The organism is Lysobacter terrae, assembly GCF_054782215.1.
This window is the reverse complement of record NZ_BAAGSX010000003.1, coordinates 219,275-245,037: the sequence shown is the minus strand read 5'-3', so window position 1 is coordinate 245,037 and position 25,763 is coordinate 219,275. Positions and strand designations below refer to the sequence as shown.

At 67.0% G+C, this 25,763-nt stretch carries 23 protein-coding genes; 11 read left to right on the top strand and 12 right to left on the bottom strand.

The window, feature by feature from the left end; all coding sequences use genetic code 11:
• Position 1: 1 nt before the first annotated feature.
• The 6 genes from ACYVJ8_RS10355 to ACYVJ8_RS10330 form a co-directional block, all read right to left on the bottom strand.
• A complete protein-coding gene (locus ACYVJ8_RS10355) occupies positions 2-1,342 on the bottom strand; it encodes a dihydrolipoamide acetyltransferase family protein (RefSeq protein ID WP_460712028.1) in 1,341 nt (446 codons plus the stop codon).
• Complete coding sequence (locus ACYVJ8_RS10350; protein ID WP_460712026.1) at positions 1,339-1,710, bottom strand: SH3 domain-containing protein; 372 nt, start codon at positions 1,708-1,710, stop codon at positions 1,339-1,341. The genes ACYVJ8_RS10355 and ACYVJ8_RS10350 overlap by 4 nt, the downstream gene beginning before the upstream one ends.
• Positions 1,711-1,714: 4 nt before the next feature.
• Complete coding sequence (locus ACYVJ8_RS10345) at positions 1,715-2,080, bottom strand: cupin domain-containing protein (RefSeq protein ID WP_460712024.1); 366 nt, start codon at positions 2,078-2,080, stop codon at positions 1,715-1,717.
• A gap of 2 nt (positions 2,081-2,082) precedes the next feature.
• Entirely contained in the window at positions 2,083-3,093 is a 1,011-nt protein-coding gene (locus ACYVJ8_RS10340; RefSeq protein ID WP_460712145.1) for an alpha-ketoacid dehydrogenase subunit beta, read from the bottom strand.
• Positions 3,094-3,107: 14 nt separating this feature from the next.
• Positions 3,108-4,181 carry a pyruvate dehydrogenase (acetyl-transferring) E1 component subunit alpha gene (pdhA, locus tag ACYVJ8_RS10335; RefSeq protein WP_460712022.1) on the bottom strand — a complete coding sequence of 358 codons (1,074 nt, stop codon included), beginning with the start codon at positions 4,179-4,181 and terminating at the stop codon, positions 3,108-3,110.
• 166 nt (positions 4,182-4,347) lie between these two features.
• Positions 4,348-8,025: a Calx-beta domain-containing protein gene (locus ACYVJ8_RS10330; protein WP_460712020.1), complete on the bottom strand. Its 3,678-nt coding sequence runs from the start codon at positions 8,023-8,025 to the stop codon at positions 4,348-4,350.
• 185 nt (positions 8,026-8,210) lie between these two features.
• Here ACYVJ8_RS10330 and ACYVJ8_RS10325 point away from each other — a divergent pair, with 185 nt between their 5' ends.
• Together ACYVJ8_RS10325 and ACYVJ8_RS10320 are read left to right on the top strand one after the other, a co-directional pair.
• A complete protein-coding gene (locus ACYVJ8_RS10325) occupies positions 8,211-9,098 on the top strand; it encodes a tryptophan 2,3-dioxygenase (RefSeq protein WP_460712018.1) in 888 nt (295 codons plus the stop codon).
• A gap of 187 nt (positions 9,099-9,285) precedes the next feature.
• Positions 9,286-10,824: a peptide MFS transporter gene (locus ACYVJ8_RS10320; RefSeq protein WP_460712016.1), complete on the top strand. Its 1,539-nt coding sequence runs from the start codon at positions 9,286-9,288 to the stop codon at positions 10,822-10,824.
• A 69-nt stretch (positions 10,825-10,893) separates the two neighbouring features.
• On the opposite strand, the gene ACYVJ8_RS10315 is transcribed toward ACYVJ8_RS10320, so the two are convergent.
• Positions 10,894-12,240 carry an aspartyl/asparaginyl beta-hydroxylase domain-containing protein gene (locus tag ACYVJ8_RS10315; protein ID WP_460712014.1) on the bottom strand — a complete coding sequence of 449 codons (1,347 nt, stop codon included), beginning with the start codon at positions 12,238-12,240 and terminating at the stop codon, positions 10,894-10,896.
• Positions 12,240-12,719: a MarR family winged helix-turn-helix transcriptional regulator gene (locus ACYVJ8_RS10310; RefSeq protein ID WP_460712012.1), complete on the bottom strand. Its 480-nt coding sequence runs from the start codon at positions 12,717-12,719 to the stop codon at positions 12,240-12,242. Before ACYVJ8_RS10310 ends, ACYVJ8_RS10315 begins: the two co-directional genes overlap by 1 nt.
• Before the next feature lie 90 nt (positions 12,720-12,809).
• Here ACYVJ8_RS10310 and hppD point away from each other — a divergent pair, with 90 nt between their 5' ends.
• On the top strand, positions 12,810-13,901 hold the full coding sequence (hppD, locus tag ACYVJ8_RS10305) for a 4-hydroxyphenylpyruvate dioxygenase (protein WP_460712010.1): 1,092 nt from the start codon (positions 12,810-12,812) through the stop codon (positions 13,899-13,901).
• 4 nt (positions 13,902-13,905) lie between these two features.
• Positions 13,906-15,198, top strand: a complete 1,293-nt coding sequence (gene hmgA, locus ACYVJ8_RS10300) for a homogentisate 1,2-dioxygenase (protein WP_460712008.1) — start codon at positions 13,906-13,908, stop codon at positions 15,196-15,198.
• Between the two features lie 19 nt (positions 15,199-15,217).
• Here hmgA and ACYVJ8_RS10295 read toward each other — a convergent pair whose 3' ends face one another.
• Positions 15,218-15,826, bottom strand: a complete 609-nt coding sequence (locus ACYVJ8_RS10295; protein WP_460712006.1) for a hypothetical protein — start codon at positions 15,824-15,826, stop codon at positions 15,218-15,220.
• 121 nt (positions 15,827-15,947) lie between these two features.
• Here ACYVJ8_RS10295 and ACYVJ8_RS10290 point away from each other — a divergent pair, with 121 nt between their 5' ends.
• The 4 genes from ACYVJ8_RS10290 to ACYVJ8_RS10275 are packed head-to-tail and all read left to right on the top strand — an operon-like array spanning position 15,948 to position 19,788.
• The gene (locus tag ACYVJ8_RS10290) at positions 15,948-16,607 is read left to right on the top strand and encodes a lectin (RefSeq protein WP_460712004.1); all 660 of its coding nucleotides are present in this window, start codon (positions 15,948-15,950) and stop codon (positions 16,605-16,607) included.
• A gap of 54 nt (positions 16,608-16,661) precedes the next feature.
• Positions 16,662-17,684, top strand: coding sequence for a sodium:calcium antiporter (locus ACYVJ8_RS10285; RefSeq protein ID WP_460712002.1), 1,023 nt, complete (start codon positions 16,662-16,664; stop codon positions 17,682-17,684).
• Between the two features lie 8 nt (positions 17,685-17,692).
• Positions 17,693-18,922, top strand: a complete 1,230-nt coding sequence (gene nhaA / locus ACYVJ8_RS10280; protein WP_460712000.1) for a Na+/H+ antiporter NhaA — start codon at positions 17,693-17,695, stop codon at positions 18,920-18,922.
• A complete protein-coding gene (locus tag ACYVJ8_RS10275) occupies positions 18,919-19,788 on the top strand; it encodes an NAD-dependent epimerase/dehydratase family protein (protein ID WP_460711998.1) in 870 nt (289 codons plus the stop codon). Before nhaA ends, ACYVJ8_RS10275 begins: the two co-directional genes overlap by 4 nt.
• Before the next feature lie 549 nt (positions 19,789-20,337).
• Here ACYVJ8_RS10275 and ACYVJ8_RS10270 read toward each other — a convergent pair.
• The 3 genes from ACYVJ8_RS10270 to ACYVJ8_RS10260 form a co-directional block, all read right to left on the bottom strand.
• Positions 20,338-21,225, bottom strand: a complete 888-nt coding sequence (locus tag ACYVJ8_RS10270; protein WP_460711996.1) for a DMT family transporter — start codon at positions 21,223-21,225, stop codon at positions 20,338-20,340.
• Between the two features lie 15 nt (positions 21,226-21,240).
• Positions 21,241-21,720, bottom strand: a complete 480-nt coding sequence (locus ACYVJ8_RS10265; RefSeq protein ID WP_460711994.1) for an Mpo1 family 2-hydroxy fatty acid dioxygenase — start codon at positions 21,718-21,720, stop codon at positions 21,241-21,243.
• Between the two features lie 133 nt (positions 21,721-21,853).
• Positions 21,854-22,783 (bottom strand): phosphoribosylaminoimidazolesuccinocarboxamide synthase, encoded by a 930-nt coding sequence (locus ACYVJ8_RS10260; RefSeq protein WP_460712143.1) that lies wholly within the window; start codon positions 22,781-22,783, stop codon positions 21,854-21,856.
• A 252-nt stretch (positions 22,784-23,035) separates the two neighbouring features.
• Here ACYVJ8_RS10260 and ACYVJ8_RS10255 point away from each other — a divergent pair, with 252 nt between their 5' ends.
• The 3 genes from ACYVJ8_RS10255 (at position 23,036) to trpE (ending at position 25,746) form a co-directional block, all read left to right on the top strand.
• Complete coding sequence (locus tag ACYVJ8_RS10255) at positions 23,036-23,368, top strand: J domain-containing protein (protein WP_460711992.1); 333 nt, start codon at positions 23,036-23,038, stop codon at positions 23,366-23,368.
• A gap of 3 nt (positions 23,369-23,371) precedes the next feature.
• Positions 23,372-24,043 (top strand): ribulose-phosphate 3-epimerase, encoded by a 672-nt coding sequence (rpe, locus tag ACYVJ8_RS10250; RefSeq protein WP_460711990.1) that lies wholly within the window; start codon positions 23,372-23,374, stop codon positions 24,041-24,043.
• Between the two features lie 209 nt (positions 24,044-24,252).
• Complete coding sequence (gene trpE / locus ACYVJ8_RS10245; RefSeq protein ID WP_460711988.1) at positions 24,253-25,746, top strand: anthranilate synthase component I; 1,494 nt, start codon at positions 24,253-24,255, stop codon at positions 25,744-25,746.
• Positions 25,747-25,763 lie beyond the last annotated feature (17 nt).

The following is a 25,763-nucleotide window of genomic DNA, read 5'->3' as shown; positions in this document are numbered from 1 at the left end:
CTCAGTTCGGCAACGACATATCGTCCAGCAGCGCCTTGAGGAAGCGCGCCGCTTCGCCGCCGGTGCAGGCGCGGTGGTCGAAGGTCAGCGAAATCGGCATGCGGCGATGCACTTCGATACCGCCGATCACGGCGACGACATCGTACGACAGCTTGCCGGCGCCGATGATCGTCACGCATGGCGGCACCACCACCGGCGTTGCGTAGCGGCCCGCGAACATGCCGAAGTTGGACAGCGAGATGGTGTAGCCGCTCAGCTCTGCCGGCGGGATGCTGCGGTCTTCGACCTGCGCGCGCAGCCGCTGGATCGCCGTGCGCACGCCGCCGCCGTCGAGCATGTCGGCGTTGCGCAGCGCGGGCACGAACAATCCGTCGTCGGTATCGACGGCGATGCCGATATCGACGTGCGGATGCAGCGTGCGAGTGAGGTTCTCGCCGTCGAACCAGGCGTTGAGCGCCGGCACCGTCTTGCACGCGGTCACGATCGCGCGCACCAGGCGCGCCGTGATGTCCTGCTTGCCGATCCAGGCGTGCAGGTCGGCATCGTCCACCAGCGTGGTCGGCACGACCTTGCTGTGCGCGTCGGCCATCACCCGCGCCATGTTGCGACGCACGCCCTTGAGCTGTTCGGGCTGGCCGGTGGCGGCTGCACCCGGGGGCTGCGTACGCATGGGCTTACCCGCTTGCGAGAGCGTGCTTCGCGCCGCCGGCGCCGCAGGCGCAGCGGCAGGGGCGGGCGCTGCGGCGCGGGCGGCCGGAGCCGCGGCGCCGATCTTCGCCGAACCGTCCGCGGCCGCGCGCTTCACGTCGTCCATCGTCACCACGCCATCCGCGCCGGTGGCGCGCACGCGCGCGATGTCGACGCCGAGCTTGCGCGCCTGCGCACGTACCGCGGGCATCGCCTTGACGCCGCCCACGGCGACCGCGGCTTCCGCGCGCACGGCATCGGAACTCTGCATCGCGCCAACCACGGTGCCGCTGTCTTCGCGCACGGCTTCGGTTTTGGTCTCCGGTTCCCGCGCTTTCGCCGGCGCGGCGGGTTCGTGCCCACCGTGGTGATGACCCGTGTCCTGGCCTTCCGCGCGCTGCGGCAGGCTCGGGTCGATTTCGAATTCCGCCAGCATCTTGCCGGTGACGATCACGTCGCCCGCACCGCCGGCGAGCTTGAGCACCTTGCCCGACACGGGCGAGGGCACATCGACCACCGCCTTGGCGGTTTCCATCGAGACCAGGTTGTCGTCCAGGCGGATGGTGTCGCCCACCTTCACGTACCACTCGACGATGGTCGCGTCGGGCAGGCCTTCGCCGAGATCGGGAAGCAGGAAGGTCTTCGTGTCGCTCATGCGGATGTCTCTCGTTCGGTTTCGATCGATTGCAGATGTTCGTCCGGCACCCAGCCGCAGCGACCATCCATGTTCTCGGCCCACCACCAGCCGCCGAGTTCGTCGTGCAGCGTGAGCTCGTCGCCGGCGTCCGCCTCGAGCTCCTCGGCAGAATAATCGCGCAAGGCTTCGGCGCGGCCATCGCCCAGCGGTTTTAGCCACGCGTGCGGGGCCCAGCCGGCGTTGCCGTCGGCCGTCGTGGTCCAGGCGAAGGCCGGCCACTGCGTGTCGTGTTCGCCCAGGCTTACGATGTCGCCGCAGGCGAAATGGATCGGCCGCGTGTATTGCGTGCGGTAGTCGCGGAAGACGCGGGCGCGCGTGGGAGTCATGCGTTCACACCCATACGTCGTTCCTGGCGGTGAGCTCGCCGCCGGCCTCGCCGGTGTTGACCACGCCGCGCGGTTCCACGAGCAGTACATGGCATTCGCCATCGGCGCGGGGGCAGTGCTCGACGCCGCGCGGGGCGACGATCATCTCGCCCTGCTGCAACACCACTTCGCGCTCGCGGAAACCCATGCGCAAGGTGCCGGCGATCACGATGAAGGTCTCGTCGGTATCCGCGTGCGAATGCCAGACGAATTCGCCCTGGATCTTGACCAGTTTGAATTGGTAGTCGTTCATCTCGGCGACCACCCGCGGCGACCAATGCTCGGCGAAACGGCCGAGCTTTTCCGCGAAGTTGATCGCCGAGGGCGTCATGCTCAGCCTGCAGCCAGCGTGCGCTTGGCGGCCGTCACGATCCGATCCACGCTCGGCAGGTACTTCATCTCCAGCCGGAACAGCGGGATATGCGTGTCGTAGCCGGTGACGCGTTCGACCGGCGCGAGCAGGTCGTACATCGATTCCTCCGCCAGGCGCGCGGCGATTTCCGCACCGAAGCCCGCGGTCTTGGGCGCTTCGTGCACGATCACGCAGCGGCCGGTGCGGCTCACCGATTCGGCGATCGTCGCGAAGTCGAGCGGACGCAGCGTGGCCACGTCGATGACTTCGGCGCTGATGCCTTCGGCGGCGAGCTTCTCGGCGGCCTCGAGCGTCTCCTTCACCTGCGCGCCCCAGGTCACCAGGGTCACGTCGGTACCGTCGCGCAGCACGTAGCACACGTCCAGCGGCAGCGCCTCGCCGTCGTCGGGCACGAGTTCCTTGTACTGGCGGTAGATGCGCTTGGGCTCGAAGAAGATCACCGGATCGGGATCGCGGATCGCCGCCAGCAGCAAGCCGTAGGCGCGCGCGGGCGAGGACGGCATGACCACGCGCAGGCCGGGCACGTTGGTGAAGATCGCTTCGTTGGCCTCGCTGTGATGTTCCGGTGCGCGGATGCCGCCACCCCACGGCACGCGCAGCACCATCGGGCAGTGCAGGCGGCCGCGCGTGCGGTAGCGCATGCGTGCGGCGTGGCAGACGATGAAGTCGACCATGGGGTACATGAAACCGTCGAACTGCGATTCGGCGACCGGCTTCATCCCTTGCGAGGCCATGCCGACGGTGAGGCCGGCGATGGTGGTTTCGTCCAGCGGCGTATCGAGCACGCGCTCGGGGCCGAAGGTCTGCTGCAGGCCGGCGGTGGCGCGGAACACGCCGCCGTTGACGCCGACGTCTTCGCCGAGCACGACTACCGCGTCGTCGTTGCGCATCTCGTAGGCCAAAGCCTGGGTGATCGCTTCGATCAGCGTGATGGGCGTGGACGTGGCGGCAGCGGTATCGATCTTGGGCATGGTGTCGGCCTTGTTCACGCGCGGCCCTCCAGCGCAAGCGCCGCCGCGCGTTGTTCCAGCAGGTCCGGCGGCGGATCGGCGTAGAGGTAATCGAACATCGCCTCGACCGGTTGCACCGGCGTGTTGAGGTAGGCGTTGATCTCCTCGTCGACGCGCTTGCCGCATTCGTCGGCCCAGGCTTTTTCTTCGTCCTCGCTCCACACGCCCTGGGCGATGAGGAAGGTGCGCAGGCGCGGCAGCGGATCGCGTGTCCAGGCGGCCTTCACTTCCTCGTCGGCGCGGTAGCGGCGTGCGTCGTCGGCGGTAGTGTGGTCGTGCAGGCGGTAGGTGAGGAATTCGATCACGCTGCCGCCTTCGCCGTTGCGCGCGCGCTCGGTGGCGCGGCGCATGCCTTCCATCACCGCGAACAGATCGTTGCCGTCGACCTGCAGGCAGTACAGCCCGCCGGCCAGGCCCTTCTGTGCCAGCGTCGCCGCGCCGGTCTGCGCCGAACGCGGCACCGAGATCGCCCAGCCGTTGTTCACCACGCACAGCACCAGCGGTGCGGTGTAGGCGCCGGCGGAGTTCAGCGCGGCGTAGAAGTCGGTCTTCGAGGAGCCGCCGTCGCCGCAGCAGGCCACCGCGATGCGGTCCTGCTTGCGCAGCTTGAACGACAGCGCCGCGCCCGCGGCCATCAGGCACTGCGTCGAAATCGGCACGCACCACGGATAGTCGTGCTTGGGCCCGGAGAAGTCGTTGCCGCGTTCGTCGCCGCCCCAATACAGCAGGACTTCGCGCGGCATTACCCCGCGCATGAACTGCGCGCCGTATTCGCGATAGCTCGGCGCGAACACGTCTTCCGGCCGCAGCGAGGCGCCGATGCCGACGTGGGTCGCTTCGTGGCCCAGGCTGGAGGCATAAGTGCCGAGCTTGCCGGTGCGTTGCAGGGCGATCGCCTTGGTGTCGAACACGCGCACGAACAGCATCTGCTTGAACAGTGGCAGCAGGGCCTTGGGGTCGCGGAAGGCGGGCGGCAGCTCGGCGACGAGCTTGCCGTCGGCTCCGAGGTATTGCAGGTATTCGATCTGATAGGTGGCGGCGATCGTCATTCGCTGGTCCTTGGCCGGCTCACGATGTTTAGCCGTCGGATGATACCCGGCGCGTGTAAACAGCCCGTTGCGCAATGCGGCAAGACGGGGCCGGATGTACGGCGCCATAAACAGAAAGCGCGGCCGGAGCCGCGCTTTCTGCACTTGCCTTTTCGCAGCGCCTGCGTCAGCGGCCGCCGATACCGACGATGCGGTTCCGGTAGGTCCCGCTGTCGTCGGCTGGCGCGGTTTCGATCGAATCCGAACCCGCGGTCGCGGTCAGCGTGAGGAACTGCGTGGCGTTGGAGCGCCACGGCACCTTTACCTGAACGTCGAAGTGCGGCTTCGCATCGACCGCGAGCAGCGCGGCCGCGGCGCACACCGCCTCGAAGTTGTCGCTGTCGACCGGCGACACCGTGCAGCTCCAGCCGGCCGGCGCGGCGATCGCCACATTGGCGGCCGGCGCGTCGCCGTGCAGGGTCAAGGTGGCGTGCATCGCGGTGTACGGACCGGCGTTGCGCAGGTCGATGGCGATCGGTGCGAGGTCGCCGGTGTGCAGCTTCTTCTCCGGACCGGCGATGGCGACGGACAGGTCGACGCGCGCGACGACATCGAGCGAGGCCGAGGCCTGGTCGTTGTCCGCCTGCGGGTCGAGCGAGAGCGCGTCCACCGCCGCAGCCAGCGCGATAGTCGCGTGCGCGGTTTCCGGCGTGGCGGTCGCGGTGATCGCGAACGCCGCGTCGGCGTCCTTGGCCAGCGTCGAGGCGTGGCACGCGACCGAAGTGCGGCCGGCGTCGACCTGCGCGGTATCGCAGCTCCAGCCCGCCGGTGCGGTCACGGCCATCGTCGGCAGCACCGCGTCGAGGGCGAAGCCCACACCCACCGATTCCGCCGCTTCCGGACCGTTGTTGTGCACGGTCGAGGAGAACGCGATCGTGCCTTCGACCGGCACCGCGGCGTTGTCCGCCGAGGCCGTGATGGCGAGGTCGGCGATCGCACGCGGATCGAAGTACGCGACCACCGGATCATGGTCGGCGGTGCGCGTCGGCGTGGTCGCGTCGCTGCGGTTGGTTTCGGTGAAGTCCGCATTGATGCGCGCGTGATCGATCGCGGCCGTGCGCGTGGTGACGATCAGTTCCTCGTTCACCAGCACATGGTCGAGCGTCTGCGCGTTGCCGTCGAAGACGAACGAGTAGCGCTCCGAGGGCGGTGCGAGTTCGCCCAGGTTCACCAGGTCCGGATCGACCAGGTCGGCGCCGTCGCCCGGCACCACGGTCTGCGCGTCCGGCGTCGGCGTGCCGCTGACGACGCCCATGGTGTCGGCCAGGCCGTCGTTGAAGGCGAACGCGTTGAAGTCGCCCAGGGTGACGATGCGCGTCTGCGGTGAAGCGAGCTGGCGCTGCTGGATGTAGTCGGCGAGGAACTCCGCCTGGCGCTGGCGCTTCTTGCGCACGCGGTCGCCACTGGCGCTGTCTTCGTCCGAGCTGATCAGCGAACGCTGATGCACGCCGATCACCGTGATCGGGAACGCGCGGCCATCGGCGTAATGCACCACCGCGTCGAGCGCGAGCGGCGGACGATCGTTGAGGATGCCCGGGGTGCCGTCGGGCTGTTCCCAGGTCGTGTCCTTGCCGATCTGGTTCAGCGCAACCACTTCCACGCGCGGGACGCCGGCGCCGACCGTAGCGGTCTTCACCAGCATGCCGGTGTCGATGCCGCCGACGTCGTTGCCTTCCACCAGGTAGGCGACGTACTGCGGATCGGCTTCGCCGGTGGCGACGGCATCGGCGTTGATGCGCTCGGCCAGTGCCTGCAACACGTCCAGTTTCTCGATTTCGATCGCGACCAGCACGTCGGGCGAGTGCAGATAATCGCGGATGCCCAGCGAGGCCTTCTGCAGACGCTTCTGGTAGGCCGCCGCAGTGGCCACGCTGTCGTCGACGTTGGCGTCGTTGATGTTGTCGAAGAAGCGCTCGAGGTTGTACCCGGCGATGGTGAACTCGTTGCCGGCCGGCATGCGCGCGGCGCGCGGACCCGGGCCCGGGATCACGTTGATCGCCACGGCCGGATCGCGATGCAGCGTGTAGCGGCGGAAGCCGTAGTCGAGCGGACCGGTCAGGCCTTCGATCACGCTGCCCGAGGGCAGGTTGAGCTGATAAGCCGCACCGCCGAGCGTGTCGCTGTCGATGGTGAGGATTTCCGGGTTGCCGTCCCAGCGCGGGATCGGCTGCGCACCCGCGCCGCCCGGAATCGCATCGCGCACGTCCATGCCCGCTTCGCGGAACGGACGCGCCACGCCGGTGACGACGGCCTGGGTGATGCCGTTGACGCTGCCGGTCGCGTTGTACGGCGTGGCGTTGCCTTCGGTCGGCGCGATCGTGGTCAGGCTGGCCGCGGTGACGCGCATGCTTTCGAACGCTTCGAGCTGGTCGAAGCCGCCGTTCGGCGTGGTCATCTCGGCGGTGATCACGACCGGCGCGGGCAGGGCCTGGCCGGCGGAGAGCAGCGCGACCGTCGGGCTGCCGCCGATTTCGGTCAGCGGACGCTGGGCCGGGTCGGAGGGCGGCACGAATTCGAACACGGTGCCGCGCACGCGCACGCGATTGCCGACCGTGGCGGCCGACGACGGCGTGCCGCCGGTGAAGACGAAGACGCCTTCCGAGGTCTGCGGATCGGTGTCCGCTTCGGCATCGCTGGCCTGCACGAAGAAGCCGTTGCCCTTGCGGCCGGTGACGACGCCGGTGAGGGTGACGAACTGGCCGGCGAGAGGCGAGGTCGCACCGTTGCCCTGGATGTCGTGGATCGCCGTGACGACGAAATCGTCGTTGCGGATCGTGCCCAGGCCCTGGCCGTCGCCGATGTCGGCGCCGGTGACGCTGACGATGTCGAGCGTCAGGGTTTCGTCGCCTTCCTGCGCGGTATCGCCCAGCGCATCGACCGAGACGATCATTGAGGTTTCGCCGGCCGGAATGGTCGCGGTGGCGGTGGTGGCGACGTAGTCGCTGCCGGCCGTCGCGCTGCCGTCGTGCGTCGTGTAGGCGACGACCACGCCGGCCGCGCCCGCGGGCTTGCTCAGGCTGAAGCTGAAGAACAGCGGTGTCGTGCCGGCATCGCCTTCGTCGGCGCTGGTATCGCCCACGTCGAGCACCGGCGCGCCGCCGGCCTGGCCATGCACCGCCAGGGTGAAATCATCGATGGCCAGGCCGTCGTCCGCGCCCGAGACGTCCACATCGTTCCAGCGGATCCAGATCGTGGCGCCGGCCGGAATCGACACGGTGTCGAGCGTCGCCGACAGCGCCGTGCGGAACGCCGCGTCGTTGCCGTCGCGCGCGCCGACGCTGGCGCCGCTCAGATTGGGCGTGGCGAAGTCGAGCGCGTCGAAGTCGATCCAGGTGCCGTTGGCGAGGCTGGTCGCGTTGAGGCTGTATTGGAAGTCGAGGCGGTCGCTGCCGCGGGCGAGCGTGCCCAGGCGCCACTCTTCACCGGTGTAAGCGATATCCAGCGCGCTGATCGCGGCGCCGGTGTTGTTGCTGAAGCAGGCGCCCATCGAAGCCACCAGGCTGCCGCTGCGGACGCCGCCGAGCGCGCGTTCCGCGGCCGCGGAAGCGCCGAAGCTGTAGCTGTCGCCGGCGTTGCTGCTGCCGGTGCCGGCGGTGTAGACGCCGTTGCCGTTGGTGCCGGTTTCGCGCAGGGCCCAGCCGGAGGGCAGGGCGGTGGAAGTGCCGCTGGCCGCCAGCGTGTTGAAGTCCTGCGCATAGGCCGGACCGCTGCCGAGGCTGATGCAGTCCGCGTGCGCGACGCCCGCAAGGCTCAGCACACACAGCCCCACAGCCCGCGCGGCGATGCCGCGTGCATGTGATTTCATTAACGAATTCCCCCTGGGTGAAGTACGCCTTCCCGGCCCAAGGGGTTGGCGCGTGCTCGCCGATGCAGACGCAATGGCGCGGGGCGATTATCCACGGATGGGTTGCAGACGTATGACGCGGTGCACACATGGGGCGGCCAGCGAGGGCGATGCGGTACCCTTTGCACCCCGTAAAGGCTCTATCCATGACCGTCGACAAGAACCAGCGCGACCTGGAAACCGGCATCCACACCGACCTGGCCGGCCGGATCACCTACGGCGGCTACCTGCAGCTGGACCGGCTGCTGTCGTCCCAGCACCCGCTGTCCAGCCCGGCGCACCACGACGAGCAGCTTTTCATCATCCAGCACCAGGTCTCCGAGCTGTGGATGAAGCTGATGATCCACGAGCTGCGCGCGGCCACCGCCTATCTGCGCGCAGACCAGGTCTGGCAGTGCCGCAAGGTGCTGGCGCGCTGCAAGCGCGTGCTCGACCAGCTGACCAATATGTGGTCGGTGCTGGAGACGCTGACGCCGTCGGAATACATGGAGTTCCGCGACGTGCTGGGTCCGTCCTCCGGCTTCCAGTCGTTGCAGTACCGCACCATCGAATTCCTGCTGGGCAACAAGAACGCGCAGATGCTCAAGGTGTTCGCGCACGACGAAGCCGGGCAGGCCACGCTGCAGGAAGTGCTGGATGCGCCGAGCCTGTACGACGAATTCCTGATCTACCTGGCGCGCTGGGGCCATGCCGTCCCGGCGACGCAGCGCGAGCGCGACTGGTCGAAGCCGCACATGTCCGATCCGGCGCTGGTGCCGGTGTTCGAGCGCATCTACGAGGACACCGACACGTATTGGCGCGAGTACGCGCTGTGCGAAGACCTGGTCGACGTGGAGACGCAGTTCCAGCTGTGGCGCTTCCGCCACATGCGCACGGTGCTGCGCATCATCGGCTTCAAGCGCGGTACGGGCGGCTCTTCGGGCGTCGGCTTCCTCAAGCAGGCGCTGGAGCTGACCTTTTTCCCCGAGCTGTTCGAAGTCCGTACCTCGATCGGCCCTGGGAGCGGCTACGGCGCCCCGCCGCCGCCCGCCTGAGCCCGCGTCGGCCGCCAAACCGAATTTGGCGGTATCTCCCGGCGCCGGCCTCGACCGCCAAAAACGGCGTTTTGCTGCGGCGCAACAGCAATTTTGAGTTTGACGGCCGCCGCTGCCGTCGGTAATCCTCGCCCGTCCCGTGCGCTAGCCCGGGCTTTTTTCTGAATCAAACGACAGGGGAAACCGCATGAGCGGTGCCGCAAGCACGACAACACCGGGCGCTCCAATCCCGGAATTCAAGCAGGTGATGGGACATCCCAAGCCACTGTGGATGCTCTTCATGGCCGAGTTCTGGGAGCGCTTCGCGTTCTACGGCATCCGCTGGGCGATGGTGCTCTACGTGGTGGCGCAGTTCTATAACGGCCAGGGCACGGGTGAGAAACCGGCCAGCGAACTCTATGGCGCCTACCTCGCCCTGGTGTATGCGGGCGCGATCTTCGGCGGCTACGTGGCCGACAAGCTGATCGGCCACCAGCGTTCGATCCTGCTGGGCGCCATGATCATGGCGACCGGACTGTTCATGCTCGCGCTGCCGAGCCAGACGCTGTTCAAGCTCGGGCTGGCCACGATCATCGTGGGCAACGGCCTGTTCAAGCCGATCATCTCTACCCTTGTCGGCAAGCTCTACCGCCAGGGCGACGAACGCCGCGACTCGGGCTTCACCATCTTCTACATGGGCATCAACCTGGGCGCACTGCTGGCCCCGTTGATCACCCAGTACCTGGCGAAGAAGGTGTTCGGCATCAACGACATGCCGGCCTACAAGGTGGTGTTCATCGCTTCCGGCGTGGGCATGATCCTGAGCCTGGTGTGGTTCTGGTTCGGGCGCCGTCAGCTGCAGGGCATCGGCATTCCGAGCGATCACCAGACCGGCCTGCGCAACGTGCTGATCGTGCTCGCGCTCGGTGTGGCCATCGGCATCCCGTCGTTCTACTTCCTGCTGACGATCAATGCCAAGATCCTGCAGGTCATCCTGGTCGCGCTGCTGATCGGCCCGGCGATCATGCTGTTCGCCGAGGGCGTTCGCGAAGGCACCGTGGCGCGCGACAAGGTGATCGCGATGTTGATCATCCTCGCGTTCAACGTGTTCTTCTGGTGCTACTTCGAGCAGGCGGGCAGTTCCTTCAACTTCCTCGCCGAGAAGATCATCGACCGCGACATCGGCATGCATGGCCTGTTCAACATGCTCGCGGGCGAAGACAAGTTCCCGGTGTCCTGGTTCCAGTCGGTGAACTCGGTGGCCATCATCGTGCTGGCACCGATCATCGCGTGGATCTGGATCAAGATGCGCCATGCGAATCCGACCATCCCGCGCAAGTTCAGCCTGGGCCTGATCTTCAACGGCCTCGCGTTCCTGCTGCTGATGTACGCGCTCACCCACCTGATCGCGCCGGACACGGGCAAGATCCCGTTCTGGACGCTCTTCATGGTCTACGTGATCCAGTCGGTGGGCGAGCTGTGCCTGTCGCCGATCGGCTTGTCGATGACCACCAAGCTGGCGCCGCCGAAGCTGGGTGGTTTCGCGATGGGTGCGTGGTTCCTGTCGATCGCGATCGGCAACAACCTGGCCGGCATCTTCGCCGGCGAAGCCAGCGGCGAAGGCGGCATGACCACCGGCAGCGCGCTGATCGCCTACACCAAGGGCTTCTGGATACTGCTCATCGCCGGCGTCCTGCTGTTCCTGGTGGCGCCGTTGGTCAACCGCCTGATGCACGGTGTGAAGTAAGCCAGCGATCCACGCAACATCGGATACGAAAACGGCGGCCATTGGCCGCCGTTTTTCTTGGTGCGCCTACTAGGTCTCCCGGGTAGGGTCGGCGTCGCCGTAAGTGCGATTGAATTGCCCGAGCGCCGCGATGGAGGCGGAAAGCGCCTCGCGTTCGGCCGCGCTCAGGCGCGGATCCCAAACGTCGAAGATCAGCACGGCCCGATCCTGCGGCGAGTCGTTCCAGGCTTCGTGCACGAAGGAATCGTCGAACACCAGGCAGCGCCCTTCTTCCCAGCCGCGTGCTTCCTCACCTGCGCGCAACGCGCCGCAGGCAGGCGGGACGACCAGCGGCAGGTGCACGGTCAGGCGGCCGTTGATGACGCCCGTGTGGGGCGGAATATGCGTGCCTGCCTTGAGGATCGAGAACAGCGCCTCGGGCGAATGCTCGGGGATCTGCATCAGCGGGATCGAAGCCAGCGCCTCCATCGTGCGCGGGCAGCGCCGGGCATGCTCTTCGATCTGTTCGCCGTGGCGATACAGGTGGAAGGAACTCCAACGCGCCGAACGATTGAGGTCCTTCCACACGGCCGCGGTCGGTGCGTCGGACGACATGTCGATATACGGCGACAGCCGTGCTTCATCCGCCATCACGCCCAGCAGTTCTTCGCGGATCGCGTCCGTGTGGCGCTCGATGTCGGCAAGGAACGGGAACTCCTCGCGCTCGAACCACGGGCGTGGCGCGAGATCCGGTATCAGCAGGAACGTCGGACGTTGCAGGGGATGCGGCCAGTCGAACGGACGGCGTCCCGCGCTGGTTTCCAGCGCGTGTTCGATGCGTGCGATCGCCTGACTGCCATGACGTTCGCGAATGGGCGCGAGCGCGGCTTCGACCTGCGAATCCCGTTGTGCGTCGGTAAGGGCGAAGGCGCGGGAGAGACGGTTGCGGATCTCCGCGGGCAGACTCTCCGGCGCTGCCAGCATTCCGCCGCGCTCGGCGACGCGCAACGCGCGCAGCGAAGTAGCGACGCTGGCGGCGTGCATGCCCAAAGCCTCTTCCTGTGCCGCCTGCCAGAGCAAGGCCGGAAGCCATTCCGGATCCAGTTCGACGGCGCGCGCAAATGCGTTGCGCGCGGCGCCCGGGTCGGCCATGGCTTCGAGTGCGAGGCCGTGCAGGTAATGCAGTGTGGGCGTCGACGCGTGTTCCAAGGCGCGCGCGGTGAGGTCGAGTGCGCGTTTGGGATCATTGCCGCCCAGCGCACGCAGGGTCATGAAGTGGAGCGCACCGGCGTGAGCCGGCTCGTTGGCCAGCACGCTGGCGCACAACTGCTCCGCGCTTGCGAGGTCGCCCTGCTGCATGGCGCCTTGCGCCAGGGCGAACAACTGTTGCACCACCGGATTGAGAGGAGCGCCGGGCCGGGAACCGCCGACGGCCATCAGCGGACGTCCTCGGTCGACTCGGCGCGGATTTCCAGTTCGTCCAGCCGGTCGAGCAGGCGGAACAGCACGGCCCGTTCCGACTCGTTGAGGTCGCCTAAAAGCCGTCGTTCGAAGGCCAGGGCCAGCGGGGCCACCTGGTCGTAGATCGCGTAGCCCGGCTCGGACAGGCGCAGGACCGAGCGCCGGCGGTCATCGTCGTGGGTCTCGCGTTCGATGCGCCCGGCTTCCAGCAGGCGGGCGACCCCACGGCTCACGGCGACCTTGTCCATGGCCGTGCGTTGCGCAACCTGGTTCGCCGAGAGGCCGGGGTAACGGCCCAGGACGGCCATGATCCGCCACTCGGTCACCGCCAGGCCGAATCGGTCCGAGTAGACCCGGGCAATGGCGCCGCTGATCCGGTTCGACAGCACCGAAAGCCGGTAAGGAAGAAAATGCTCGAGATCCAGTTCAGCGTGTGATTCAGCGCGCGAGTTCATTTACTGCTATACCTGCTTATGGTTTCATGTGAAACTATAGCCTCTTGCCCCGCCAGGGGCATGGCCGTGCCGCTACCTGAGAACAATGCCATGAACGCCCAGCCTAACCTCGGAATGCAAGTCACCACCTTCGAGAATCCCCTCGGCATCAACGGCTTCGAGTTCGTCGAATTCGCCGCGCCCGAAGGCCAGGGCGAGCTGCTGCACGACTACTTCCGCAAGATGGGCTTCACCGCGGTACTGCATCACAAGACGCGCCCGATCACGGTGTATCGCCAGGGCGGCGTGAACTTCCTGGTGAACGAAGACCCCAAGAGCTTCGCCGCGCAGTTCGCGCGCAAGCACGGTCCGAGCGCGTGCGGCTTCGCGATCCGCTTCCAGAAGCCGGTGGATGTGGTCTTCGACACCGTCGTCAATAACGGCGGCGAAGCCATTGCCGATCTGGCCGACACCAAGGCCGTCGACGCGCCGGTGGTGAAGGGCATCGGCGATTGCATGCTGTACCTGGTCGACAAGTACGGCGATAAGGGCTCGATGTACGAGGACTACCTGCCGGTGCAGGGCGCCGACCAGAATCCGGCCGGCTTCGGTCTGACCTTCATCGACCACCTCACCCACAACCTCTTCTTCGGCAACATGCAGAAGTGGTCGGACTACTACGAGCGCCTGTTCAACTTCCGCGAGATCCGCTACTTCGACATCAAGGGCGCCAAGACCGGCCTGGTGTCGAAGGCGATGACCGCGCCGGACGGCATCGTCCGCATCCCGCTCAACGAGTCCAGCGATCCCAAGTCGCAGATCAACGAATACCTGGACGCCTACAAGGGCGAGGGCATCCAGCACATCGCCTGCTTCACCGACAACATCTACGAGACGGTGGAAGCGATGCGCGCGCAGGGCGTGGAATTCCTCGACACGCCGGACACCTACTTCGACGTGATCGATCAGCGCGTGCCCAACCATGGCGAAGACGTGCCGCGCCTGGCGAAGAACAAGATCCTGATCGACGCCGACCCGGAGACCAAGCAGCGCAAGCTGCTGCAGATCTTCACCCAGAACGCGATCGGCCCGATCTTCTTCGAGATCATCCAGCGCAAGGGCAACGAAGGCTTCGGCGAGGGTAACTTCCAGGCGCTGTTCGAGAGCATCGAGCGCGACCAGATGCGCCGCGGCGTGCTGTAAACCTATGAAATCGAACGGCTACCAATCCGGTTTCGGCAACGAATTCGCGACCGAGGCGGTCGCCGGGACGCTGCCGGAAGGGCGCAACTCGCCGCAGCGCGTCGCCCACGGCCTGTATGCGGAGCAGGTGAGCGGCACGGCCTTCACCGCGCCGCGTTCGCACAATCGCCGCAGCTGGCTGTATCGCATCCGTCCCGCAGCGATGCATGGCAGCTTTGCGCCGTACCTGCATTCGCACTTCCACAACGATTTCGGCAGCGAGCCGGTGACGCCGGATCAGCTGCGCTGGAGCCCGTTGCCGCTGCCGCGGGCGCCGGTGGATTTCGTCGACGGTCTGTTCACCATGGCCGGCAACGGTTCGCCGGCCGGGCAGCACGGCATCGGCGTGCATCTGTATGCGGCCAACAAGTCGATGCAGGGCCGCTTCTTCTACGACGCCGACGGCGAGTTGCTGATCGTGCCGCAGCTGGGTCGCCTGCACATCGCCACCGAACTGGGCGTGCTCGAAGTCGAGCCGCACGAAATCGCCGTGATTCCGCGCGGCGTGCGCTTCTGCGTCGAGCTGCCGGACGGCGAGGCGCGCGGCTACGTCTGCGAGAACTTCGGTGCGATGCTGCAGTTGCCCGACCTGGGGCCGATCGGTTCCAACGGGCTGGCCAACCCGCGCGACTTCCTCACGCCCAACGCGGCGTACGAAGACGTCGAGGGCGACTTCGAGTTGATCGCCAAATTCCAGGGCCATCTGTGGCGCGCGCCGATCGGCCATTCGCCACTGGATATCGTCGGCTGGCACGGCAACTACGCGCCGTACAAGTACGACCTGCGCCGCTTCAACACGATCGGTTCGATCAGCTACGACCATCCCGATCCGTCGATCTTCCTCGTGCTGCATTCGCCGAGCGATACCGCCGGCACCAGCAACATGGACTTCGTGATCTTCCCGCCGCGCTGGCTGGTGGCGCAGGACACGTTCCGTCCGCCGTGGTTCCACCGCAACATCGCCAGCGAATTCATGGGCCTGATCCACGGTGTGTACGACGCCAAGGCCGAAGGCTTCGCGCCCGGTGGCTGCTCGCTGCACAACTCCATGACCGGCCATGGGCCGGATGCGGCGACGTTCGAAAAGGCGAGCGCGGCCGATCTGTCCAAGCCCGACGTCATCACCGAGACCATGGCCTTCATGTTCGAGGCGCGTGCGGTGATCCGGCCGACGCGGCAGGCGATCGAAGCGGCACACCGCCAGCGCGATTACCAGGCGTGCTGGGCGGGACTGAAGAAGAACTTCGTCGCGAAGTGACGGTTCGCGCCGTGGCGGTTTACGCCACGGCGGACGTGGATTCGAGCCAAGCGGCGTGCGCCTGGTCCAGGCGCGGCAGGTGCGGCTCGGGCAGGATCTCCGCCAAGCGGTCGCCGACCCGGCGCGCATAGCTCGCCGCGGCGACAGCCTGCAGATGGCGCAGGCCTTTCATCATCCGGTAGATCAGCTCGTCCTCGCTGGGGCTGGTCTGGATTTCCGCGCGCAGCGAAACCGATTCGGGATCGCGCTGCAGTTGCAGCATGTCGATCATGTACATCTTGCTGGCCGCCAGCGAACGCCGCGACGCCGCGCGTGGTGGCGCTTGCGGTGCAACAGGGGGCGCAGGTGCTGCAGCAGGGGCGACGGAAGGTGCAGGCGCCGGCACGGGCTGCCCGGCGGAAGTCACCAGACGCGCCGGTGTTTTGCTGCCGCCGTCCAAAGACAGATAACCATCCGCGAGCAGGCGATCGACCATCGACAGCGCGTCCGCGCCGAGCAGGGCGACGAGATCGTCGCGGTTGCGCCGCCCATCGCACAGGATCAGCACGCGACGCTGGGCCAGGCTGAGGCCGGCCGCGGCCTGGGCCTGCAGCGCGGCACGCGCGCGTTCGGTCTTGCTGAGCGCCATGGTGATTCCCCCTGGACGCCGCAGCCTAGGGACCCACCGTGAAGCTGCTATGACAGGGCGGCGGTTACCGTGGCGGCACCGCACTGCGGCAGACTTCGCCGACCTCACAGGAGTCCTCACGATGCGCATGCACCTTCCCACCGTGTTGCTGGCCCTGAGCGTGGCCGCGTGCACCGGCCAGACCGAACATCGCGACGAAGCTCGCAACGACACGCCATCGGCTGCGGCGCCCGCTACGCCGGCGCCGGCAACGGCTTCGGCCGGGAGCGATGCCGCGCCGTCACCCAGCGCGCCGGTTGCGTCACCCGCGCCCGCGCAAGCCACCGGGCCCATGCCTGCACCCGGCACGATCGGCTTCGCCGGCTTCGGCCCGGCGAAGTTCGGCGCTACGCAAGAAGAAGTGCGGATGGCCTGGGGCAAGGACATGAGTGGCGCAGCCGACGAACCCGGCGGCTGCTACTACCTGCAACCCGTGCCGGAAGGTGGACCGGTGGCCTTCATGATGGAAGGCGACCGCTTCGTGCGTATCGACGTGCATGCGCCGGCGATTGCGGCGCCCGGTGGCGGCCAGGTCGGCATGACGATCGCCGAGATCCGCAAGCGCTATCCGAACGTGCAAGAGCTCCCGCACAAGTACGACGAAACCGGCAAATACCTGCGCGTGAAGGATCCTGCGGGCGGCAACGGCGTGCTGGTGTTCGAAACCGACGGATCGGGCCAGGTCACGAGATGGCGCGTGGGCACGGCGCCGCAGGTGGACTACGTCGAAGGCTGCGCTTGATAGTGCGGCTCGGGCAGAAGGTAAGATCGCCGCAATCTTCGGAGGGGTGCCGCAATGCTGACCGCCATCGGCTTGTTCCTGCTGGGCCTGGTGCTGCTCGCGCTGGGAGGTGATTCGCTGGTGAAAGGCGCCGCGGGCCTGGCGCAGCGCCTGGGACTGTCGGCATTCACCACTGGCCTGGTGCTGGTGGCCTTCGCGACGTCGTTGCCGGAGCTGGTGGTGAACCTGGTCGCCATCCTGCACGGGCAGGACGAGCTCGCTCTCGGCAACGCCGTCGGCAGCAACGTCGCCAATATCGGCCTGACCTTGGGTGCGGCCGCCGTTGCGGCGCCCATCGTGGTGCGCTGGCGTGCGTTGAGCCCGCTGCTGCTGGTGCTCGTGCTGGGCACGCTGGCCGTGCTTGGGTTCGGCGCGGACGGCACCTTGTCGCGCGTGGAAGGCGCGGTGCTGCTGCTGGCCTTCGTCGCGGTCTTCTTCTTCGCCCTGGCGCGCAGCCGCCGCGAGGGCGACGACGTCCGCACGCAGATCGCGGACTATGCTGAAACCAGCACCATGCTCGTGCAGAACCTGCTCCGTTTCGTGATTGGCGGTGCGCTGGCGTGGGCGGGTTCGCTGCTCATCGTCGGTGGCGAAGGCGTGCATCTGTTCGGCATGGATCTGTCCACGTCCGGCGCCTCTGCCATCGGCAAGGGCCTGGGGCTGTCGCCGGTGCTGACCGGCTTGCTGCCCGTCGCCATCGGTACCGCACTGCCCGAAGTCGCGGCCGCCATCGCCGCTGCGCGCCGCGGCCAGGGCGACATGGTGATGGGGCATGTGATCGGTGCGAGCGTCTTCAATATCCTCGTCGTGGTCGGCGGCATGGCCGCGTGCGGTGCGCTGACCTTGCCGATGACGCTGATGGGCCCGGGCCATTTCGCGTTGCCGCTGGGCTACGAACTGCTGGCCGCGCTCGCGTTCGCGCTGATGCTGTATCCGGTGCTGCGAGGCGACCTGCGGGTGAGCAAGGGCGAGGGCATCTTCCTGCTCGTGGCCTACGCCGCCTGGCTCGCCTTCGAGCTGCTGCTCGCGGGCAAGTAACGCCACGCATGAGCGATCCCGGAACCCCGGCGCGCCGGCCGCGCGCGCTGCAGGCGCTGGTCGAGTTCTTCCGCCTCGAAGCGGCGGGCGGCATCATGCTGATCGCCGCTGCGGTGCTGGCATTGATCGCGGCCAATTCGCCATTGCACGACAGTTACCAGGCCTGGCGCGATTTCGTCCTGAAGGTCGGTTTCGGCGATTTCGCCCTGGCCAAGCCGCTGCTGTTGTGGATCAACGACGGCCTGATGGCGATCTTCTTCCTGCTGGTCGCGCTGGAGATCAAGCGCGAAACGCTGAGTGGTCAATTGGCCGGCCGCGAGCAGCTCATCCTGCCGATGGCCTGCGCGATCGCGGGCGTGGCGGTGCCGGCTCTGTTGTTCGCCGCGTTCAACCGCGGCGATGCGGATGCCATGCGCGGCTGGGCCGTGCCGACCGCGACCGATATCGCGTTCGCGCTGGGGGTGCTGGCGCTGCTGGGTTCGCGTGTTCCGCTCGGAATGAAGTTGCTGCTCTCGACGATCGCCGTCGTCGACGATCTCATCGCCATCCTGATCATCGCGCTGTTCTATTCGCACGGACTGTCGCTGCCGGCATTGGCGCTGGCGGCGTTGGTGCTGGCGATCATGTGGGGCCTCAATCGTTTCAAGGTCGTCGCGCTGTGGCCGTACCTGCTGCTGGGCGTGGTGTTGTGGGTCTGTGTTCTGAAGTCGGGTGTACACGCGACGTTGGCGGGCGTGGCCACCGGACTGATGATTCCTCATGCCGGCAAGCCAGACGCGACCGATAAGACAGAAGCGCATTCGCCGCTGGAAACCTTGGAGCACGCCCTGCATCCCTGGGTGGCCTACGTAATCCTGCCCATCTTCGCCTTCGCCAATGCCGGGCTGGCATTGGGCGGACTGCAACTGCAGGACGCGCTCGCCGCTTTGCCGCTCGGTATTGCCCTGGGTCTCGTGCTCGGCAAGCCTGTCGGCATCGTCGCGGCCGCGATGCTGATGCGTGCTGCCGGCTGGGTACGTTTTCCGGCTGGTATGGATACGCGTGCGATGCTGGGTGTAGGTCTGCTGTGTGGCATCGGCTTCACCATGAGTCTGTTCATCGCGTCGCTCGCGTACGCGGACGCAACGCGCTTCGGCGAATCCGTGCTCGGCATCCTGGGCGCATCGGTGGTTGCCGCCTTGATCGGCTTTTTCTGGTTGCGCGCGGTGCTGCCGACGCAACGTGCGGACGCATCATGAAGCATGCATTGGTATTCGGCGGCAGCGGCCAGATCGGCCGGCCGCTGCTGGCAAGGCTGCTGCGCGATGGCTGGCGCGTGACGGCGCTGTCGCGGCAGGCCCAGCCTGGGCGCCCGGGCTTGGATTGGTTGTCGGGCGACTTCAGCGCGATGCCGGCGTTGCCGCGAAACGTGGATGCGATTCTGAGTTGCGGCCCGCTCGATGCGTTCGCGGACTGGTATGCGGATGCGAACATCGACTGTGAGCGCGTAATCGCGTTCGGTTCCACCAGTGTAGAGGTCAAGCGCGGCTCCGCCGATGCGCGCGAGCGCGACGTGGCGCAGCGGCTGCGCCTGGGCGAGGAACGCGTGTTCGCGACGGCGATGCAGCGTTCGGTGCCGGCGACGTTGTTGCGGCCCACGCTGGTATACGGCGCCGGACGCGACGCTACGCTCACCCGCATTGCGCATCTGGCGCAGCGTTGGGGGCGCTTCCCGCTGCCGCGCCATGCGCAAGGCCTGCGTCAGCCGGTTCACGTGGACGATCTCGCCGCAGCGGCGTTCGCCGCGCTTCATAGCCCGGAGTCGCATGGGCAGACGTACGCTCTTCCGGGCGGCGAAACCCTTCCATATCGCGAAATGATCGGCCGCATGCTGGCCGCGCTCGATCCGCCCGCGAAACTGATCGAATTGCCATCGCCGTTGTTCAACCTCGCGTTGGCTGCGGCGAAGCTCGCCGGCGGCACCGGATTAGGTGAAGCAGCGGTGCAGCGCATGCGTGCGGATCTCGTGTTCGACGATGCCCCTGCGAGGCGCGATTTGGGCTATGCGCCGCGCATGTTCCGACCGACCGCGCGGATGTTCGAAGCGCGCGAGGATGACGCGTAGCCTCAACGTTGAGGCGACTACCGCAGTGTGGCTGGCTGCTTGGCGGTCGCGTTTGTAAGCGGCTCGTCATTGTCTACCTGGGGCAGGTGGCGCCGGTGGGCAGTCGTGACACGCCGTGAATCCGTCCATGGAGGCTTGTCAGCGGCATCCATGCCGCTGACAGTCACGCCTACCCACCGACACCACCTGCCCCTCACACATCACGGTGGCGGTGAGAAAGATAAAAACAGAAGCCGAGACGGAGTGATCGTCGCTTGCGCTCCGAGCAGCGTGCCGCACCGACCACAACGGCTGTCCCTAGTCGCCAAGGGCGATTCCCGCGGACGTTAGGCGAGCCTTTGCATTTGCGGTTTACCGACGAGCCCGCGATGTTTGGGGGGAGGGCGGTGCCGGTGTGTCTGCGTGACTGTCGGCGGCATGGATGCCGCCGAGAAGCCTCCATGGACGGATTCACGGCGTGTCACGCAGACACACCGGCGCCGCCCTCCCGCTGGGGCAGCGAATCCCGCTTTTGCTTTCGACAGACAACCGCCGCAGATCGCCAGCGTGCTATGGCGTATCGCTGGCAGGAATCGACCGCGACCGAGCAATCGCGCGCAACGCGATGATGAGCACACCGCCCAGCACCATCGCACCGCCCAGCCACAGCCGCGGACCCGGACGATCGCCCCAGAAGGCGATGCCCAGCGCCACCGCGAGCACCGGCACCAGCAACAGCCAGGGCGTCACCTGCGCGACGGGATGCCGTTGCACCAGCACGTAATACAGGCCGTGGCCCAACAGCGAGGACACGAACGCGGCATACACCGCGCCCGCCCACGCCACCCAACTCACCTTCGGCAATTGCGCCAGCGCGCCGGGTTCGAGCACGGCGCTGATCGCCAGCAATGGCAGCACGGCGAACACCGCCGTCCACCCCTGCTGGCTGAATACATCCAGGCCGCGCAATCCCTTCATCAACACCGTGCCGATGGCGAGGAAGGCGGCGGAGATCAGCATCAGCAGCAGCGACATCGGCTGATCGAGCACCAGCGGATCGAAGCCGAGCACCAGCACGCCGGCAAAGCTGACTGCAATCGCTATCCCTGTGCGCCAGGCAAAGCGTTCGCCCAGCACCCACCACGCCAGCAGCGCCGTCATCGGGATATAGCTCTGCATCACGATCGCCGGCGACGACAGATCGCCCGCGAGCCGCAGCGCACTGAAACTCAGGCCGAAATGCAGCACACCGATGCACACGGCGACGCCCAGCAGCCGCGGCCACTGCCCCGGCGCCGGACGCTTGAGGAAGAACACCAACGGCAACGCCAGCAGCGCGAAGCGCAGCGCGGTGAACAGGAACGGCGGAATCTCCCGCATCGCCAGCGCGGAGGTGAGGAAGTTCAGGGCCCAGGCCAAGCAGATCAGCAGGACCAGGCCGATATCGCGTACAGGCATGCAGTGTCTTGTTGGTTAGTACTGCCAGCCGAGCTTGCGATACAGCTTCGCCAGTACCCAGGCCGGACCGATCAGCAGATAGGTGAGATCGGTGAGGAAGCTCGGCTTGCGCCCTTCGATCTTGTGGCCGATGAACTGGCCGATCCAGGCGACGATGAACACCACGATCGCCACGCGCAGCAGGCCGATCTGGCCGAGGTTGTCGTACAGCCAGCGGGTGAGAAAACCCATCAGCACGAACGTCGCCAGCATGCCGAAGCCCAGCGTGCGCGAGGCGCGGTAATAGAACATCCACGCCGCGAACATCGCGAGGGCCGCCCACGCGCCCGGCACGAACAGGCCCTGCGGCACCGGCACGCACCACAGCAGCGCGATCACGCTCCACAGGATCGCCGGCACGCAGATCACATGGATGAGCTGATTGGTCTGGTTGCGATGGTCGCCGGAATAACTGGCGAACCACCGGTCGATCGGGCGGTCGGCGTTGGAGTTCATCGCGGGCTCCGAGGTGGATGGCGGGAACTGTACGCCGCGGGCTGCACAGTGTCAGCCGCAGCGTGCGTCGCGCATGCGGACAAAAAGAAGCCGGGCATGCGCCCGGCTTCGTCTGGATCAATCGACGGCGGCGTCAATCGACCGAAATCCCCGCCAGCTTCTGCAGCGCCTCGGCATAGCGGGCGCGCGTGCGTTCGATCACTTCCTGCGGCAGCTTCGGGCCGGGCGGACGCTTGTCCCAGTCCAGCGTTTCCAGGTAGTCGCGCACGATCTGCTTGTCGTAGCTCGGCGGGCTGGTGCCGACCTGGTATTCGTCGGCTGGCCAGTAGCGCGAGGAGTCCGGCGTCAGCATCTCGTCCATCACGTACAGGCGACCGTCGGCGTCGGTGCCGAATTCGAACTTGGTATCGGCCAGCAGGATGCCGCGCTGCGCCGCGTAATCGCGGGCGAACTTGTACAGCCGCAGCGTCGCATCGCGAACCTGCTCGGCCAGATCCGCACCGACCGTGCGTACGACGGTGTCGAAGTCGATGTTCTCGTCGTGATCGCCGACGGCGGCCTTGGTCGACGGGGTGAAGATCGGTTCGGCCAGTGGCTCGGCCTGACGCAGGCCGCTGGGCAGGGCGATGCCGCTGATCCGGCCGGTGCGCTGGTAGTCCTTCCAGCCGCTGCCGATGACGTAGCCGCGCGCGATGCATTCCACCGGCACGGGCTTGAGGCGTTTGGTCACCACCGCGCGCTTGGCGTACAGCGACGGGTCGACGCCCGCGGGCAGCACCGAAGCGACGTCGATGCCGGTGAGATGGTTGGGGACGATGTGCTCGGTGAGGCCGAACCAGAAGTTGCTGATCTGGCACAGCATCTCGCCCTTGCCCGGGATCGGGTCGGGCAGCACCACGTCGAAGGCGCTGAGGCGGTCGGTGGCGACCATCAGCAGGTAATTGCCGGCCGCCGAGCCGGCCGGCAGGCGATCGCCCGGCAGGTCGAACACGTCGCGGACCTTGCCGCGATGACGCAGATTCAGCCCGGGCAGGTCGGATTCGAGCAGGTAGGGGCGGGACACGGTGGTGGACAAGGAAAGCACCCTCAATGGTCGTGCCTGCCGGCGCCGCGCGGGCGGGCGGGCGCGACAGGGCCGGGCAGTGTACGCCGGTCGGGCGGGGCGTGCAGGGTGAGCTCAGGCCGCTTGCGCGGCATGCCGCGCGGCCCGACGAACGCCCGGCGCGCTGCGCCGGGCCGCACTGCGACCGCCGAACAAGTTGGGTGTGCCGTAAACTGCGCACCCGATTCCAACCGTGTTTGCAGCCGCTCCCGAATGAAACGCTGGTACGGCAAATTGCTGGGCTTCTTCGCCGGCGCGGCCCTGCTCAGGAGCAACCCGCCGCTTGGCGCCCTGATCGGGCTGCTGATCGGCCATGCTTTCGACAGCGACTGGTTCAAGCTGCGCCGCGACGATCCCTACGCCGTCTTCGGCCTGACCGACGAGGCCAGCGACGCCGAAATCGACAAGGCCTACCGCCGCCTGATCTCGCAATACCACCCCGATCGCATGGCCGGCGCCGCCGAGGAGCTGCGCCGCCACGCCGAGGCCAAGTCGCGCGAGATCAATGCGGCGTACGACCGGATCCAAGCCCTACGCAGGAAATAACCCGTGCAATCCACCGTCATCGCCCCCTCTATCCTCTCCGCCAATTTCGCCAAGCTCGGTGAAGAGGTCGACAACGTGCTCAAGGCCGGCGCCGACTGGGTGCACTTCGACGTGATGGACAACCATTACGTGCCCAACCTCACCATCGGCCCGATGGTGTGCGAGGCGCTGCGCAAGCATGGCGTCACCGCGCCGATCGACGTGCATCTGATGGTCGAACCGGTGGACCGCATCGTCCCCGACTTCGCCAAGGCCGGCGCTTCGCTGATCAGCTTCCATCCCGAAGCCAGCGCGCACGTGCACCGCACGATCCAGCTGATCAAGGCATCGGGTTGCCAGGCGGGCCTGGTATTGAATCCCGCCACGCCGGTGGAAGTGCTGGACTACGTGCTCGAGGATCTCGACCTGGTGCTGCTGATGTCGGTGAACCCCGGCTTCGGCGGACAGTCCTTCATTCCTTCCGCGCTGGACAAGCTGCGCCGCGTGCGCGAGCGGATCGACCGCAGCGGAAAATCGATCCGCTTGGAGATCGACGGCGGCGTGAAGGCGGACAACATCGCCGAAATTGCCGCTGCGGGCGCGGATACCTTCGTCGCCGGATCGGCGATCTTCAACGCGCCCGACTACGCCGACGTGATCGGTCGGATGAAAGCCGCGGTCGCCGGCGTGCGCTGAGCGCAACCATGCCGCGAATGAAAACGGCAGGCCGTTGCCGGCCTGCCGTTGAAGATTGGAGGCAATCCCGCCTCCGCCCGTCGTCCTTGAGGATGGACTCCTATTCTCCGTACGGTCGGTGACACGGATGTGACGAATTCTTCTGTGCCGCCCGCCGGCTGAACGCCCGGTGGCATACTGCCCCGCCGCGTTCCGTGCTTCCCGGTCCCATGCAGCTCGACGCAGAACAGTTCCGCCAGCTCGCCGAAGCGGGCCACACCCGCATCCCCGTCGTGCGCGAGGTCTTCTCCGATCTCGACACGCCCTTGTCGGTCTACCTCAAGCTGGCCGACGGCCCGCATACCTATCTGTTCGAATCGGTGGAAGGCGGCGAACGCTTCGGCCGTTACTCGATCATCGGTCTGCCGGCGCGGCGCGTGTACGCCTTCGCCGGGCACACGCTATTCGTCACCGAGGACGGCGAGCTGGTCGAGCATCGCGTCGTCGAGGATCCCTTCGCGGAAGTCGAACGCCTGCGTGCCTCGCACTCGGTGCCGAAGATCGAGGGCCTGCCGGGATTCACCGGCGGCCTGGTGGGCTGGTTCGGTTTCGAATGCGTGCAGTACATCGAACCGCGCCTGGCCGCGCCGCCGAAGGACGGTTCGCATAAGCCGGATGAGCTGGGTACGCCCGACATCCTGTTGATGCTCAGCGAAGAACTGGCGGTCTTCGACAACCTCAAGGGCCGCCTGTATCTCATCGTCCACGCCGATCCGCGCGAGCCGCGCGCCTTCGCGCGTGCGCAGCGCCGCCTGGATGAACTCAATCACCGACTGCGCCAGGGCGGCCCCGGCTATCCGGAAACGCGCGACGCCAACATGCTGGACGAAGCCGACTTCGTTTCCGGCTTCACCCGCGAAGGCTTCATCAGTGCAGTGGAGAAGTCGAAGGAGCTGATCCGCGCCGGCGACATCTTCCAGGTCGTGCTCAGCCAGCGCCTGTCGGTGCCGTTCAAGGCGCGTCCGGTCGACGTGTATCGCGCGCTGCGCGCGTTGAATCCGTCGCCGTACATGTACTTCCTGGATGTCGGCGGCACGCAGGTCGTCGGCTCTTCGCCGGAAATCCTGGTGCGCCAGATGGGCGACGAGATCACCGTGCGCCCGATCGCCGGTACCCGCCCGCGCGGCGCCACCGTCGAGGAAGACCAGGCGCTGGAAGCCGAGCTGCTGGCGGACCCGAAGGAACGCGCCGAGCATCTGATGCTGATCGACCTGGGCCGCAATGATGTCGGCCGCGTCAGCGAGCCGGGCACGGTGCAGGTCGGCGAGCAGTTCGTGATCGAGCGCTACAGCCATGTCATGCACATCGTCAGCGAAGTCACCGGCAAGCTGAAAAGCGGGCTGAGTTACGCCGACGTGCTGCGCGCGACGTTCCCCGCCGGCACGGTCAGCGGCGCGCCGAAGATCCGCGCGCTGGAAGTGATCCGCGAATTCGAGCCGATCCGCCGCAACGTCTATTCCGGCGCGGTCGGCTACATCGGCTGGCATGGCGATGCCGACACCGCCATCGCCATCCGCACCGCGGTGATCCAGGACGGACGCCTGCACGTGCAGGCCGGTGCGGGCATCGTCTACGACTCCGACCCTTCGAAGGAGTGGGAGGAGACGATGAACAAAGGCCGCGCGCTGTTCCGTGCGGTGGCCGAGGCGGCGCGCGGACTCTGAACGACGGACTCTGAACG